The organism is Bacillota bacterium (genome assembly GCA_009711825.1).
Lineage (GTDB): Bacteria > Bacillota > Proteinivoracia > UBA4975 > VEMY01 > VEMY01.
In genome coordinates this window covers 12,824-28,554 of the sequence record VEMY01000010.1, presented here as the reverse complement: position 1 = coordinate 28,554, position 15,731 = coordinate 12,824, and the positions used below count along the sequence as shown (strand labels likewise).

The 15,731-nt window shown below is 50.1% G+C and carries 14 protein-coding genes and 3 tRNA genes; 15 read left to right on the top strand and 2 right to left on the bottom strand.

Annotated elements, in window-relative coordinates; translation table 11 throughout:
- Positions 1-19: 19 nt before the first annotated feature.
- The gene (locus tag FH749_04915) at positions 20-1,429 is read left to right on the top strand and encodes a hypothetical protein (GenBank protein MTI94815.1); all 1,410 of its coding nucleotides are present in this window, start codon (positions 20-22) and stop codon (positions 1,427-1,429) included.
- Between the two features lie 71 nt (positions 1,430-1,500).
- Here the strand turns inward: FH749_04915 and FH749_04910 are convergent, their stop codons facing one another.
- Positions 1,501-1,935 (bottom strand): hypothetical protein, encoded by a 435-nt coding sequence (locus tag FH749_04910; protein ID MTI94814.1) that lies wholly within the window; start codon positions 1,933-1,935, stop codon positions 1,501-1,503.
- A gap of 121 nt (positions 1,936-2,056) precedes the next feature.
- Here FH749_04910 and FH749_04905 point away from each other — a divergent pair, with 121 nt between their 5' ends.
- From FH749_04905 to FH749_04865, 9 genes are all read left to right on the top strand, one after another.
- Positions 2,057-2,776: an FCD domain-containing protein gene (locus FH749_04905; protein MTI94813.1), complete on the top strand. Its 720-nt coding sequence runs from the start codon at positions 2,057-2,059 to the stop codon at positions 2,774-2,776.
- Between the two features lie 57 nt (positions 2,777-2,833).
- Positions 2,834-3,064 (top strand): hypothetical protein, encoded by a 231-nt coding sequence (locus tag FH749_04900; protein MTI94812.1) that lies wholly within the window; start codon positions 2,834-2,836, stop codon positions 3,062-3,064.
- 1 nt (position 3,065) lies between these two features.
- Positions 3,066-4,877 carry a cobalamin B12-binding domain-containing protein gene (locus FH749_04895; GenBank protein MTI94811.1) on the top strand — a complete coding sequence of 604 codons (1,812 nt, stop codon included), beginning with the start codon at positions 3,066-3,068 and terminating at the stop codon, positions 4,875-4,877.
- Between the two features lies 1 nt (position 4,878).
- Complete coding sequence (locus tag FH749_04890; protein ID MTI94810.1) at positions 4,879-5,853, top strand: hypothetical protein; 975 nt, start codon at positions 4,879-4,881, stop codon at positions 5,851-5,853.
- 50 nt (positions 5,854-5,903) lie between these two features.
- Positions 5,904-6,731 (top strand): DegV family protein, encoded by an 828-nt coding sequence (locus FH749_04885; protein ID MTI94809.1) that lies wholly within the window; start codon positions 5,904-5,906, stop codon positions 6,729-6,731.
- A 68-nt stretch (positions 6,732-6,799) separates the two neighbouring features.
- A complete protein-coding gene (locus FH749_04880) occupies positions 6,800-7,504 on the top strand; it encodes an rRNA pseudouridine synthase (protein MTI94808.1) in 705 nt (234 codons plus the stop codon).
- A gap of 54 nt (positions 7,505-7,558) precedes the next feature.
- Positions 7,559-8,218: a helix-turn-helix transcriptional regulator gene (locus FH749_04875; protein MTI94807.1), complete on the top strand. Its 660-nt coding sequence runs from the start codon at positions 7,559-7,561 to the stop codon at positions 8,216-8,218.
- Complete coding sequence (locus FH749_04870; GenBank protein MTI94806.1) at positions 8,211-9,032, top strand: kinase/pyrophosphorylase; 822 nt, start codon at positions 8,211-8,213, stop codon at positions 9,030-9,032. Before FH749_04875 ends, FH749_04870 begins: the two co-directional genes overlap by 8 nt.
- Positions 9,022-11,661, top strand: coding sequence for a pyruvate, phosphate dikinase (locus FH749_04865; GenBank protein MTI94805.1), 2,640 nt, complete (start codon positions 9,022-9,024; stop codon positions 11,659-11,661). The genes FH749_04870 and FH749_04865 overlap by 11 nt, the downstream gene beginning before the upstream one ends.
- 32 nt (positions 11,662-11,693) lie before the next feature.
- On the opposite strand, the gene FH749_04860 is transcribed toward FH749_04865, so the two are convergent.
- Positions 11,694-12,893 (bottom strand): D-alanyl-D-alanine carboxypeptidase, encoded by a 1,200-nt coding sequence (locus FH749_04860; GenBank protein ID MTI94804.1) that lies wholly within the window; start codon positions 12,891-12,893, stop codon positions 11,694-11,696.
- Positions 12,894-13,060: 167 nt separating this feature from the next.
- On the opposite strand from FH749_04860, the gene FH749_04855 reads away from it, so the two are divergent.
- From FH749_04855 to FH749_04835, 5 genes are all read left to right on the top strand, one after another.
- Complete coding sequence (locus tag FH749_04855; GenBank protein ID MTI94803.1) at positions 13,061-14,032, top strand: deoxyguanosinetriphosphate triphosphohydrolase; 972 nt, start codon at positions 13,061-13,063, stop codon at positions 14,030-14,032.
- Positions 14,033-14,247: 215 nt separating this feature from the next.
- Positions 14,248-15,351 carry an RNA polymerase sigma factor RpoD gene (gene rpoD, locus FH749_04850; protein ID MTI94802.1) on the top strand — a complete coding sequence of 368 codons (1,104 nt, stop codon included), beginning with the start codon at positions 14,248-14,250 and terminating at the stop codon, positions 15,349-15,351.
- 50 nt (positions 15,352-15,401) lie between these two features.
- Positions 15,402-15,476 (top strand) — tRNA-Asn (locus FH749_04845).
- 5 nt (positions 15,477-15,481) lie between these two features.
- A tRNA-Met gene (locus tag FH749_04840) sits at positions 15,482-15,557 on the top strand.
- A 21-nt stretch (positions 15,558-15,578) separates the two neighbouring features.
- A tRNA-Glu gene (locus tag FH749_04835) sits at positions 15,579-15,655 on the top strand.
- The last annotated feature ends 76 nt before the right edge of the window (positions 15,656-15,731 follow it).

Here is a 15,731-nt window from a genome sequence, read left to right as displayed (position 1 = left end):
ATATTGGGGGCCAAAATTAATGGAAGTCACTTTAACCCTGTCTCATTGGATTTATTTGCTAGTTGTTCTGACTGTGGTTTTGGCAATGGTATTGAAACGAGATGTTGTTTTACCCTGTATAGTAGGAATCTTTGTCATCGGTCTGGTGTATAACGAGGGCAGTATTATTCCTGCCGTGCAGGCAATGTTCCGTGCACTATTGGTAGCCGGCAGCGACTTGTTTGACATCATGCTGGTTATTGCACTGATGGTAGCAATGCTCAAGTCGATGGCAAAGCTGGGCGCCGATACATTGATGGTGGCTCCTGCCCGTCGCCTGATGGTCAATCCCCATGTTGCTTTCTTCGCTCTGGGTGGTGTGATGTACATCTGCGCACTGTTCTTCTGGCCCACCCCGGCCACCGCGCTGGTTGGCGTAATGCTCCTTCCTGTAGCGATCAAAGCGGGACTGCCGGCAATGGCTGCGGCCATGTCGGTAAACATCCTTGGTCATGGTATGGCATTGTCTGGCGACTTAATCATTCAGGGAGCGCCAGGGCTCAGTGAACGGACCATCGGATTGGAACCGGGCGCTATGCTCAACGAAGTGGCAATTTTGTCGTTGGTGGTTGGTCTTGTCGCCAGTGTCATCGCATATTTGATGATGCGCAAGGAAATCAAGACCCAGCAGGGGCTGAATGTAGAGAGTGGTTTGGTTGCGGCGACAGCCGATGATGCTCCGATTGAGAAGACCAACAAGAATATTGCTTTTGCGATAATTGTGCCGGTAACATTTATGCTGATAATTGGCACCATGATTTACGCTTCATTTGAAGCTACTGCCCTTGCACCAATTATGGGTGGAGACGCAACCGCGTTGTTGGGTGGAGCCGCCGCGGCGCTCTTGATTATCATGAGCTTTGCCAATGATGGGGACAAAGCCCTGGAATCTGTGGTCGTTCATTTGCGCGAAGGCATGCTCTTTGCAATCAAGATATTCGCACCTGTTATTCCAATCGCCGGCTTCTTCTTCCTTGGCGGTGGCGATGCCGTGGCTATTTTGGGCGAAGGCGCGCCGCAACTCCTCTTTGACTTGGGTTCGGCGGTTGCGAACTCGTTGCCGGTCAATCGATTGGCTATGTCCTTTGGCAACCTGTTTGTCGGGATTATCACCGGGCTAGACGGCTCCGGTTTCTCCGGTCTGCCACTGACTGCAAGTCTCGCCCAGTCCTTGGCGCCGGCAGCAAACGCCAGTGTCGAGGCTGTGGCAGCGATTGGCCAAATGGGTGCTGTCTGGGCCGGTGGCGGAACCCTGACTGCCTGGGCATTTGGTTTGGTGGCAACTGCCGGCATCGCTGGCGTAAGCCCGATGGATCTGGCGCGGAAAAACTTCATTCCCGTAATCTGCGGATTGGCTGTTGCCGCTGTTGTTGCGGTATTCCTGATGTAAGCTCAGCAATCTGCTAAATAATCTAGTTTCCCCGGGAGTAAGCGAACCGCCAGCTTTTTGCTGGCGGTTTTTTATCCTATGTTTATGATAAACTGACCCGGTCGTGGACAATACAAGCCGGTGCTGGAGCCGGGACGGAGTACCATTGATTTATTGTTCTCAATAATACGGATTAGTGTGGACCGCTGGAAATCTTCAGCGGACAAAAAAATATTGGTGCGAACATGCAAATCGTAGTCACTCAGTGATTCAGAAACGTAAACTGGCTTCGCCGGCCGTACTTCCATAGGCCCCACGCCCAGTTTGGTCAGTTCAACCTGGCAGATGCACAATCTGCCGCTGCCCGCGAAGCGGTTGCCCGCGGGAATTGTGGTGAATACATGATACTCGTCCCTACCGGCCGAGTGAGAGATTGCATACTCTTTGTGGAAAAGACAAATCTCCACAAAGTGTCCCAATTTAACTGGCAGGGCATCGACGGCAATCAGTTCTGCGCCAGCGGTCATACATTTCCCCCCTGTCTGATATCAGCATATTCAGAACCTGGCAGGGTGTGCTGGGACCGCTGTGCTAGATAATTATGGTATAATATTTTCAGTTCGCAAGCGAGAAAGGACTGGTGCGAAAATGGAAGAACGTGCGGAAGTGATTTGCCTGATGCAATACATGCTTAACAATCCGGATGAGCCTATTGGATCCGGGAAGGCCAGCCAGGTAATCGAAGCAGCCGGCTACCAGGTTAGCGAGGCAACAGTTGGCCGGTTGTTGCGGCAACTGGACATAAAAGGATATACAGACAGGCAGGGATATCGTGGCCGGTTACTGACTGAGCAAGGAATAAACTTTATCAAGCAGCTGTTGGGGGAGGAAATGCGTCGGCGTCATTCGATTGCGCTGGCCCGCCAGGTTCGCTCCCGGAACAAAGATGATTTGATTGAAATCCTGGTGGCCAGACGAGCGATTGAACGGGAAATTGCCCGCTTGGCAGCCGCCAACAGCAGTGATCAACAGATTCTGCAAATGTCCTCACTGATTGAAACCTATGAAACTGCATCTACCGATGCAGTGGCGGAAGGGGATGTGGCATTTCATGAATTGTTGGCTGAAGCAGCCGGCAACAAGGTGCTGCGGGCTGCCCTTAACCTGATTCGTCAGGACGGCCAATTGTCCCCTGTCCTGGGCTTTATCCGTACTGAGGTGCATAGCCGTGTATTTGCCGATCACCGGAAAATCTTTGAGGCCGTGAAAGCGCGAAACCCGGAGGCAGCTGAGTTGGCGATGGTAAATCATATAGAAAGTTTGATTGCTGATGTCCATAAATATTGGTCCCGGGCAGGGCAGGAATAAATATCTTGCTTTCTATTTATGCTACTAGGGACAAGGTAAGAGGAGGATGAAGCAGTAGTGAATAAATATCTTGAACGGATTGTGGACGCGCTGGATATTGAGACATTTGTAATTTGTCGCGATGAAGATGAAGGTATGGATATCATCCGGAAAATGATGGGTGAAATGGGGTTGAAGGATGTTGACATTGTTTTTTGCCAACATCGGGGACCCGGTGCCCGTATTAGAGCCAGGGGATATATCTTCCGGTCAGGAGATCATTATGGCTGGCTGAAGGAGGCTGAGTAGAATGGGAAAAAAAGTTGTGCTCGCACCCTTGGATCCTGTTCACGACATTGGGCTCAAGATGATCCGGCGTGGCCTTGAACAGGCCGGACATCAGACTTGGTTGTTCCCTCCCGACTATTCACCCCAGGAAATTGTCAATGGAATCATCGAGCACAAAGCTGATGTGGTCCTGATCTCTAGGACTTTGGGCTATGGAGTCGAAGAAATACTGGCCCGGTTTGTTGATCTTGTCGATGCTGCCGGGGTTCGTGAAAAGGTCAAGCTTGGTGTTGGCGGCATGGCGATCCGTGCCGAACTGGCGGCTGAACTGGGGTTTGACGCCGGTTTTGGCCCCGGTACGCCAGTTGAAGCCGCGGTTGCCTTTGTGGAGGGGCGAGAGTTTAAGCCCTCACGGGAAGGCACAGAAAAGAAAAAAATCGACATGGTTGGCACCTATGATTACAGTTTTAATAACGCCTCGATTAAGGCAATGTTGGATAACATAACAAACCAGATTATAGAGTGGTCCGCCAAACGCTCCAGTCCCGGTGTTGAGCGGGCTCAGCTTCGGGAGGAAATTCTAAAACAGGAGGGTCTGGGCAGGGATACGGCGTCATTGCGAAAAGAGTATGCCAAACTATGCGATGACGTGATTGCTGATTACTACACCAAGGGAAGCTTGCATGCACAAACCAGAGGTTTAGAACAAGCAGAACTGGATTCACTGGAACAGTATGTGGAGCGGACCCGGGCCAGGATGCGACCGCTGGATATTCGCCATACCCGAAAAAAACCTGCTGTGTTTGTTCAATATGGAACCGGCTGCCCGTTCATGGATATCGCCCATATCAAGATCGCTGAGGGATGGGGGGCTGACGGGGTGGTGCATTTTGATCCGTCCTGGGGCGCCAGAACCGAAGGATTTTTGGAAGGCTACCTCACCCATCAGCAGGATGGCTCGGTGATTACTCCCGAAAACCTCCGTTGCATCCGTTCTGCCTTGGAGGAATCCAGTCTCTGGCAGGTGCGCGCCCATAGGGGATTAAATACACCGGAGACGGTTGTGCTGGCCGGTGAGTGCGGGGCTGATCTGACAAAGATCAATATTGTTTATGGCGCGTTGGGCGCTGGCACCGATCCGTCTCGGCTGACTGTGGACGCTGTGGCTGCAATTAAGTATGCCGCGCGCTACAATCTGCCCTTTGACGTGGTTACTAATGAAGAACTATGTGGAGTGCCAGCCCATAAAGCCTTCGCCGGGATGTTGATTGTCGCTAATCTTGCCCTTGCACTGGGCGCAAAACCGATTTTGCAGCCTTTGTTTTGCTATTCACCGGAAGTGATGATAAATAAAGCGATGGAAGATAACTATATCGATTTTAATGCCGCGAAGTTAATTGCCCTTCGGCAGATTGTTGATGCTCCGATTTGGCCAGGGGCGCCAATTGGCTTTTTGACTCAAAATGAAGATCGGGTCCAGTCTTCGGTGAGCACCGGTCTGCACGCAGGCCTCGCCGCTTCATTGGGAGTGGATGCCATCTCAATTGCATCGGCAGATGAAGCATATTCCGGGGGACCGATTGCCGGGGCATCAAGAGTTGATACACTCCAGTCCGTGCGAGAAACATTCCGGTTTATGGGCCAGGCCAAAATTGAACCGACCCGGCAAGCCGAGGATATGGCCGGCGAACTACTTGCAGGCATTGAAACAGCGCTGCGGGAAACTGTTCAGGTGGGAGATTTTGTCGCCGCCCTCCACGAAGGCGTGCTAGGTAACCGGGATGAGGGCGCCTACCCCGGGCGTTCTGGTAAGGACACGGTTACCGGCGGTTGAAATGCGTGTTCTTGGAATTGCCGGAACCGCCAAAAATACCGGCAAGACTACTGCCACAGTCAGTCTAATTAATAACTGGCAGAACTATTCCCGGTTGGCGGTTACCAGCATCGGTTATGATGGCGAGAGCAAGGACAATGTCACCGGCTTGCCCAAACCCCGCCTGCATTTGCCAGCCGGGGTTTGGGTGGTGACGGCGGAGAAATGCCTGAGTGCGGGCAGCGCCGGCCTGGCGGTCATTGAGTTTACCCAACAACGCACACCTTTAGGCAGGCTGGTGGTGGTCCGCGTGCAAACACCGGGACTGGTGGTGCTTGCCGGTCCCAATAGTGAACGAGCGCTGAAGTGGTTTATTGAGTACCTGCGGTCCCGTGATTTGGAAATGCTGATTGTGGACGGGGCTTTGAATCGGCTGGCGCCAATGGCGGCAGCCGACAGTCTTGTTATTAGCACCGGTGCAGCCCGAAACAGGGATTTGCAAGCACTGGCGGCAGAGGCAGAGGCGATTGAAACTCTGATGACTTTGCCTCAGTGCGAGAACCCCCGACCGACGCTGAAGTTAGGCTCTTTGTTGGTGGACCAGCAGGTGCCCGATGTTCTGCGACAAATTGATTCACAGCCGCTGGTGGAATTTAGCGGAATTGTGGACAGCAAGCCGCTGCGAAAACTGTTGGCCAAGCTCCCCGGGGAACCGGCTATCGTGCTCAATGATTCGATAAAATTGCTATTAAGCGGCGATCTGATAGACACTGCTGCCCTGGTCACAAATTATCAGGGTGTTTTTCAGGTGCGTAAATCTGTGCAGCTGCGTGCTGTGACTGTAAACCCCTTTTTTCCTCGATATAATGAGGCCAATGGTCAATACTCGCCTGACTTTGTCGATCATCAATTGCTTTTGGATTTGGTGCGTGACAAGTTACAGGTACCTGTAATTGATGTAGTTCGTCAACAAGGCGCATTGGTGGCAACTGTTTAGCAGGATTTTTAGCTAGTTCCGGAGAACAGGAAAGGCGGAGGTGGATTTGTATGCCAGTGAGAATTGTCACCGATTCATCCTGTGATTTACCTGCAGATATTTTAGAGGAGTTTGATATCGTTCAGGTGCCGCTGCGGGTAAATTTCGGCGCCGAAACTTATGCCGATTGCGTGGACCTGACGCCTGACGATTTTCAACGCAAGCTATTATCCAGCAATACAATGCCTACTACATCGCCGCCTGCGCCCCAGCAATTTCACGCGGTTCTAAAGCCGCTCGTCGCTTCCGGCATGGAAGTTGTGGTAATCACTTTGTCATCGGCGTTAAGCGGTACATACACAAATGCCCAATTGGCGGCCGGAACGATCCCGGGAGTGACAGTTATCGATTCATTGTTGGGCTCAATGGGATTGGGACTGTTGGCAATAAAGGCCGCAAAACTGGCAGCGCAAGGGGCCGACAGACAGCAGCTCCAAACCTACATCGAGGCTGAGAGAAGGAACATCCGGGTATTTTTGACCATGGAAAGCGTGGAGAATATCGTGCGTGGCGGCCGACTCAGTCTGTTTAAGGCCAGGGCCGCTAGTAACCCGGGCATCAAACTTATCTTCACCAATAATGATCTTGGTCAACTGGAGATTTTAGAGCGGGTCCGTGGGCGCCGGGGCGCCCTTGAGCGTCTCGTTCAATTAGTGGCAGACCGTCAAGATTGGTCGCAAACGGTGGTTGGTATCTCCCATGTGGCCAGCCACCCTGAAGTTGAAAGCCTGCGCCGGGCGATAGAAGAAAATTATCATCCAGCCCGAATTGTGGTTAGGGAAATGGGGAGCACCATCGGCGCATACGTCGGCCGGGGCGGTCTCCTGGTGTCAGTTTAGACTGTCCGCGATGTAGCATCGCGGACTTTTTCATTGGATTCATGGCTTATAAAACGGGAGGTGAATTTATGGAGCGGTTACAAAAAGTCTTGGCGGCAGCCGGTATTGCATCCCGAAGGAAATGTGAAGAAATCATTCGGGCCGGGCGCGTGGAAGTGAACGGCCAGGTTATCACCAAGTTGGGAACGAAGGTTGCAGCTGATGCTGAAATCAAAGTGGATGGAAGACCTGTTCACCGGAATACCCATGTCTACTATTTGCTCAACAAACCCAAGGGTTATGTGACAACAGTCCGGGATACCCACGGACGTCCAACTGTTGTGAGCTTGGTGCCTACCCGTCCTCGGGTTTATCCTGTGGGCAGATTAGATCTGGATACAGAAGGTTTGTTGTTATTGACTAATGACGGTGAACTAACCAACACACTATTGCATCCCCGGTTTGGCGTAAAAAAAACCTACAGGGCGGTGCTGGACAGAGAACCAGAGGCCGGTGTTTTGGCTAGATTGACTGCCGGAGTTCGGTTGGAGGATGGAATGACCGCGCCTGCCAAGGTTAAAATAGCGGGTCCGAAAACAGTGGAATTGATTATTCACGAAGGGAAAAAGCGTCAGGTCCGCAGGATGTTTGCAGCCCTAGGCTATAAAGTTATAAAGCTGGAACGAATCCGGTTTGGTTTTTTAGATTTGCAGGGAGTCCCAAAAGGCGGATACAGGCAGTTGACCAAAGAAGAAGTGACTAAATTATGTCTACTAAAGAAAAAAAACCTTTGAAAACAAAAAATAGTATAGTATAATTGCTGGTAGATAAGTCAATTAGTATGTCACATTGGCGGTGATATTATCAACCTTAGCAAAAGACATTTGGAGATCCTCCGCCTAGTCCGGGATGAGGGACCGATTACTGGCGAAGAGATAGCTGCTCATTTTAATTTAACCCGTGCCACCTTGCGGCCCGATTTGACAATCCTGACCATGGCAGGATTGTTGGATGCCAGGCCTCGGGTGGGGTATTTTTATTCAGGCAGCAAGGGCCGGAGTTTTCTAGCTGACCAGTTGGATTCAATACCTATAAAGCAACTAAAGGCACATCCAGTGGTAATTGAGGCCGGGCAATCGGTCTATGAGGCAATTGTGACTCTTTTTCTTGAGGATCAGGGGACGTTGTTTGTAGTCAATAGTTCAGGAGAACTGGGCGGGGTTGTCTCACGGAAAGATTTGTTGAAGGTTTCTTTGGGGAGTAATGACTTACAATCGGTACCGGTGGAAATGGTTATGACCCGTTTTGCCCAGACTGTATGGGTTGAAGAAGGGGATACCCTGTTGGCGGGTATTAACAAGCTGCAAGCGAGCCATGTCAATTGTTTGCCCGTGCTCAAGAGCTTGGATTCTAAAATTCCCACCGGACGATTCGATTTAGATATAGTTCTGAAAATCTTGGCTGAAATGGTTGAGGGCAAATTTGAGGAGGGTTTATACAATGACTAACTCGGAACGGGCAGTGGTATATGTGTTGTCCGATTCAATTGGCGAAACTGGTGAATTTGTTGCAAAAGCTGCGGCCAGTCAGTTCAATGGTGAATTGGTGGAGGTTCGGCGCATACCGTTTATCGCCGACGAAGAAGCCCTCCGCGAAGCAGTCAACGAGGCCAAGGAAACTGGCGGCGTTGTGGTATATACAATGGTTATTCCCCAGCTCCGGAAATTGGCCCGCGAATATGCGGAGGCGGCCCAGTTGCCCTTTGTTGATGTTATGGGGCCGATGATGGATGCGATGGAGCAGGTTATGCCCAATCAGCCCCGGTTACAGCCAGGTCTGGTGCGAAAATTAGATGAGCATTATTTTAAACGGGTTGAGGCAATCGAATTTGCCGTAAAATACGATGATGGCAAAGATCCCCGGGGGCTGGGACTGGCAGACTTGGTTTTGATAGGTGTATCCAGGACCTCAAAAACGCCTTTGAGCATGTATCTGGCTCATAAGCAAATTAAAGTGGCCAATGTGCCGCTGGTGCCCGAAGTTCAACCGCCGGAGGAGTTATACAACATTTCCCGGGATAAAATTGTCGGGCTGACAATCTCCCCTGAGCAATTAAATGAAATTCGTCGCGAACGCCTGGCTACCATGGGGTTGCGTCACCAGTCAAACTATGCCACCTTGGAACGCATATTTACGGAGCTGGAGTTTGCTCAAGGGGTGATGAAGCGGATTGGCTGTCCGATATTTGATGTTACCAATAAGGCCGTTGAGGAAACAGCTGGTAAATTACTAGATCTTATAAGGAGGCGTCATGATGAGTAAAATGGTATTGGTTTTTGGCGAAGGCAATGCCACCCAGCGTGAATTGTTGGGTGGAAAGGGGGCAAACCTGGCCGAAATGAAAAACATGGGCCTGCCTGTGCCCAATGGTTTCACTGTTACCACTGAGGCATGCAAGGATTTTTATCGGCAGGGGCGTAATTTGTCTTCGGAACTGGAAGTGGAAATCACCGAAGGGGTACGGCGTCTGGAAGCGCTGACAGGGAAAAAGTTTGGCGATGTTGACAATCCACTTTTGGTTTCTGTCCGTTCGGGAGCGCCGATTTCGATGCCCGGAATGATGGATACCGTACTTAACCTAGGTCTTAACGATGTTACCGTTGAGGCTCTGGCCAAGGTTACCGATAATCCCCGCTTTGCTTTTGACTGTTATCGGCGGTTTATCCAGATGTATGGAGATGTTGTCTTAAACGTCCCTCATCATGATTTTGAGGCAATCTTAACTCGAATCCGGTCAGAAGCCGGTGTTGAGCATGATAATGAGTTGGAAGTCCAGCACCTGCAGAAATTAATCAAACTTTATAAAGAACATATATACAAAATAGTCCGTATCGAATTTCCCAAGGAGCCACTGGAGCAGTTGATGCTGGCGGTAAAGGCAGTATTTGCTTCATGGAACAACAACCGGGCGATTGTCTACAGGAAAATTCACAAGATTCCAGAGCATTACGGTACTGCTGTCAATGTTCAGGAAATGGTGTTTGGCAATATGGGCAACGACTCTGGCACCGGGGTATTGTTTACCCGCGACCCCTCCACCGGCGAAAATGGCCTTTATGGTGAATTTCTGATTAACGCCCAAGGTGAAGATGTCGTAGCCGGAATCCGTACCCCCCTGCCGCTGGCAAAATTACAGGAGCTAATGCCCGAAGTATGGACAGAACTGCAAGCGGTATGTGAGCGTTTGGAGACGCATTATCTAGAGATGCAGGATGTGGAATTTACCATCGAGCGGGGCAAACTCTATATGCTGCAAACCAGGACCGGTAAACGCACAGCCCGCGCGGCGGTGAAGATTGCCGTCGATATGGTGCGGGAAGGCCTGATTGACAAAGGGACTGCCCTTCTGCGGGTAGATGCCAACCAGGTTGGCAATCTGTTACATCGACAGGTCTCGCCGGATGCAAAACTTGACGTAATTGCCCGGGGTTTGCCAGCTTCACCCGGCGCGGCCAGCGGCACCATCGTCTTTGATTCCGATGAAGCAGAAAAGCTGGGGCAGAACGGGGAAGTTGTGATCTTGGTGCGGCCAGAAACAACTCCGGATGATATTCACGGAATCGTCGCTGCCCAGGGCATCCTTACATCCCGGGGCGGTATGACCAGCCATGCTGCCGTTGTGGCCCGTGGCATGGGAAAACCGTGTGTCTGCGGTTGTGAAGCGTTAAAAATCGATATGGAAATGGAAACTGTGACTGTTGAAGGAAAGACCTTGTCGAAAGGAGATAAACTGTCCATTGACGGCGGCACAGGCAGGGTAATCCTCGGTGAGGTACCGTTGGTGGAGCCGGAGATCAGCAGTGAGTTCTCAGAGCTGCTGGATTGGGCCGATGAGGTGCGCAAGCTTGGGATCCGGGCAAATGCCGACAACCCTGAAGATGCGGCCAAAGCTCGTGAGTTTGGTGCCCAGGGTATCGGACTTTGTCGGACTGAGCATATGTTTATGGGGCCCGACCGCCTGCCTTTGGTACAAAAGATGATCTTGGCTGAGACAAAGAACGAGCGGGAGGATGCCCTCCAAAAGCTGCTGCCGGTACAGCAGCAAGATTTTGCAGGCATTTTCCGGGCCATGGATGGACTACCGGTTACCGTCCGCCTTCTGGACCCGCCGCTCCATGAGTTTTTGCCAAGCGCTGAGCGGCTTGCGGTGGAAATAGCGCTCTTGGAGCATCAGGGTATCAAGAAAGATCTCGAGACCAAAAAGCATCTATTACGCCAGGTCAGGAATCTGGAAGAATTTAACCCGATGCTTGGCAACCGTGGTTGCCGTCTTGGGCTGCTCTATCCGGAGATTTACGCCATGCAGATTGAAGCAATTCTCAATGCCGCCAACCAGTTACAGTCTGAGGGATTAGACGTAAAGGCAGAGATAATGATCCCTCTGGTTTGTGAGCAAAAGGAACTAGAAAAAATGCGGGCGTTGGTTGAAGATGTCCTGGCAGAGGTTGAAAAACGTGACGAACGCAAACCGGATATCCTGATCGGTACGATGATCGAGCTCCCCCGCGCCTGCATGACAGCCGATGCCATTGCTGCCCACGCCGACTTCTTCTCCTTTGGTACCAATGATTTGACCCAGACGACCTTTGGATTTAGTCGGGATGATGCTGAGGGTAAGTTTCTGCCCGGCTATCTGGCGGATAAAATACTTGCAGAAAATCCGTTCGCTGTCCTTGACCGCGAGGGTGTCGGCAGCCTGATGAAAATCGCAGTCGAACGGGGACGGGAAAAGCGGCCTGACATCAAACTGGGAATTTGTGGTGAACATGGTGGCGAGCCAAATTCAATAGAGTTTTGTCACTTGCTGAATATGAACTATGTAAGCTGCTCCCCGTATCGGGTGCCGGTGGCCCGCCTGGCAGCTGCCCAGGCAAAGTTGAAAAACAACTAAAAAAGAAGTGCGACCGCTGGGTCGCACTTCTTTTAGGATATCTTGTCCATAATCCAGCCACCCAATTGGGTAAGGGCGTCACTGAGATAGCGAAGGGTCCGGACAAAGAAATTTGCCTGGGTAACATCCTCATTGACAGTCAGCGGTATTTCCAGCACTGTTTCCTCGTCCCAGAGCAACCGGTAGGTGCCGACTTGTTCCCCTTCAGCCAGCGGGGCAGCGATATCATCCATAAATTCTTTCTCAACATGTAAGTCTGCAACAGACATCTCAGGCTTCAACAAAACAGTGGCATCAGATTGCAATACCACATTTACTTCCCGTTCCCGGGCATTGGCGATGTTTAGGGTCTCAACAACCACCTCTGTCTCTAGGACGGTGCGCGGCTCAAATTGATCATGTCCATAATCAATTAACTTTTTGGTTTCGGCATCCCGAATGGCGATGGTTTCTGTTCCCAGAACCACAGCAATAACCCGCCGGTCATTATGGAGCGAAGTGGCGGTTATACCGCGGCCGGCTTGGGGGGTCCAGCCCGTTTTCAGGCCGTCAACGTTGCGCCAGCCAATCAAAGACGTGAATGTAGAGTTGAGATCAAAATGGCCCTCCCGGACATAGCGGGTTTCCCTGTCCAGGCGCAAATGGCGAATGGAAGAGTAGTCAAGGACATCGGGAAAATCCCGTAGAATGGCGCGGGAAAGGATAGCTATGTCCCGGGCAGACATATGGTGGTTTGCCGCATCTAGGCCGTGGACATTCGCGAAATTGGTTTGGGTCATGCCCAATTCTCGGGCCTTGTCATTCATCAATGTGATAAAGGCGCCTTCACTGCCGGCAATGTGTTCCGCCATGGCAACGCCTGCGTCATTGGCCGAGATGATTGCGATTGAAAGCAGTAATTCTTTCACAGTTAATTCTTCGCCTGGTGCAAGGAATATTTGTGAGGAATCCGCAGACATCAAGACGTTGCTGGAGGCTGTTACCTTCTCATCCAGGCTGATTTGACCGGATTCCAATGCCTCAAAAATTAGATACATGCTCATTAATTTGGTGATGCTTGCCGGAGGCAAGGCTTCGTCAATATTATGCGCATAGAGAATCTGTCCGGTATCGTAATCCATAACCAGAGCAGCTTTGGCTTCAACCTCAAACGGTTGCAGCCCAGCATGTGCTGGGATTACGGCCCCAAGCATTAACAATGCTGTGATGGCAAAAATTAATATTTTCTTCAATGCTTTCTCCCTCCTCTGGTGTGACGTACTATAAATGTTTTTAGTTTGAATTGGCGTATGGGTAAAGTATAAACAGATTGACAAGATTATTCAATATCATATAGTTGGCAAATACAGCAGGTATTTTTGCTGTCCTGTTGAACTATTATTTCAGGGAGGTGATATCAATGCGTCCATGCCTTGAAAAACTGGAAGCAGAAACCTTATCTCCCTTTGCCGTTTTAAGCTCCCAGAGCAAGGGTCGTAAACGATATGAGACTCCTTGCAGTATTAGAACCGATATGCAGCGGGACCGTGACCGCTTGCTCCACAGCAAAGCCTTTCGGCGCCTTAAGCATAAGACACAAGTATTTATCGCTCCCGAAGGCGATCATTACCGGACGCGCTTAACCCACACTCTGGAGGTCGCTCAAATATCCCGCACCGTCGCCAGGGCATTGCGGCTTAACGAGGATCTGACAGAAGCAATTGCCTTGGGTCATGATTTGGGACATACCGCTTTTGGTCATGCAGGCGAAGCTGCTCTAAATGAAATCCATCCCGGCGGTTTTCGCCACAATCATCAGAGTCTGCGGGTAGTGGATATTATCGAAGATTTAAATCTTACCTGGGAAGTTAGGGATGGGATTCTAAACCATACCGGAGACAAGTTGCCCCAAACCCTGGAGGGCCAAATCGTTCGTATCTGCGACCGAATTGCCTATTTAAATCATGATATTGACGATGCAATCCGAGCCGGGATATTGGAATCTAGTCAGCTGCCTGCCGATTGTGTTGCTTTGTTGGGAGATTCCACTTCAGCACGGATTAATCATTGTGTCCGGGCATTGATTACAAACAGCCGCGATCAAGAGTCTGTCAGTTTCGATGACAAAATGTTAGAAGCGATTGAGCGTCTGCGTGAGTTTATGTTTGAAAACGTATATATTGGCTCACGGCCAAAAGAAGAGGAAGTCAAAGCACGGTATGTAATTACCATGCTTTACAAACACTTTACTGCCAATCCTCATGCGTTGCCGACTAATGATTCCGTCGACTCGTCGCCCCAGCGTATCTGTGATTATATCGCTGGAATGACCGATAGATACGCGATTTCCCTGTTTAAAGGCTTGTATTTACCGACTCCCTGGCAAGGGTAATCCTAACAGTATATTTTGCTAAATTCTGTCTATAATAAATTTGATTCAGGGGGTAAATTTTTTGCAATAAATGAAGGAAATATAACAGCATAGAGCGAATTATCTATTGAAGCCTACTTGAATAGCTTGCTATTTTTTTTTAAAGCAAGAATGTTGAATAAGCAATTTTTACCGAATGTGTAGGGAGTGACACTCTCCGCAAAGGGGGGACAGACATGGATCAACAGCAAACCAAATTGGCAGAAAGAAAACAGGAACTCATATCCCGCGGCAAAAAGAGGGGTATTTTAACCTATAAAGAAATTATGGATTTTCTGCAAGAATTTGATTTGACAAGTGAACAGATTGATGATTATTATGAGCAGTTAATTGCAATGGGAATTGACGTTGTCGACGGTGAAGGCGAAGAGCCGGATTTGCCGGTGATTGAAGCCGATGACAGCAAAGACGAGGAAAACGAAGAAATTGACCTGTCTTTGCCTGAAGGAATAAGCGTAAACGATCCGGTTCGCATGTACCTAAAAGAAATCGGACGGGTCCCGCTCTTGTCAGCAGATGAAGAGATTTCTCTTGCCCAGGCAATGGCTGAAGGTGATCAGGAAGCGAAACGCAAACTGGTGGAAGCCAATTTACGTCTGGTTGTCAGTATTGCCAAGCGTTATGTCGGGCGCGGCATGCTTTTCTTAGATTTAATCCAGGAAGGAAATCTTGGTCTTATCAAAGCTGTAGAAAAATTTGATTATCAGCGTGGTTTTAAATTCAGCACCTATGCAACTTGGTGGATCCGCCAGGCAATTACCCGGGCCATAGCTGATCAGGCACGCACAATCAGGATACCTGTACACATGGTGGAGACAATTAACAAACTGATTAGGATTTCCCGGCAGTTGGTGCAGGAATTAGGGCGCGAACCATCAGCGGAAGAAATAGCCGAGCACATGGAAATGAGTCCCGAAAAGGTCCGCGAAATCCTCAAGATTGCCCAGGATCCTGTTTCATTGGAAACACCGATTGGCGAAGAAGACGACAGTCATTTGGGCGATTTTATCGAAGATCAAGACGCTTTGGCACCTTCTGACGCAGCGGCGTTTGAATTGCTAAAGGAACAATTAGAAGATGTTTTGCATACGTTGACTGAGCGTGAGGAAAAGGTGTTGCGGCTTCGTTTTGGACTGGATGACGGAAAACCCCGTACATTGGAAGAAGTTGGCAAGAAATTTAGTGTCACCCGCGAACGTATACGTCAAATAGAGGCAAAGGCTCTGCGTAAACTGCGTCATCCCAGTCGCAGCAAGCGCTTAAAAGATTATCTTGAATAGGTATTGACTTGTATTCACCGGTATTTTATAATGGTCAATGTCAACTGTGTTCCTCAGTAGCTCAATGGTAGAGCAACCGGCTGTTAACCGGTAGGCTGTAGGTTCGAATCCTACCTGGGGAGCCATTTTTGGGCCTATAGCTCAGTCGGTAGAGCAACCGGCTCATAACCGGTCGGTCCCTGGTTCGAGTCCAGGTGGGCCCACCACCTATCAGTTGTTTTATGAATGGCCCCTTGGAGAAGCGGCTTAACTCACCAGCCTTTCACGCTGGCATTCAGGGGTTCGAATCCCCTAGGGGTCACCATATGTCCACAAGACACTGCCAATGGCAGTGTTTTTTGCTTTGTTTTTTGCGATTAGTGCAATTTGTAATGAAGGAA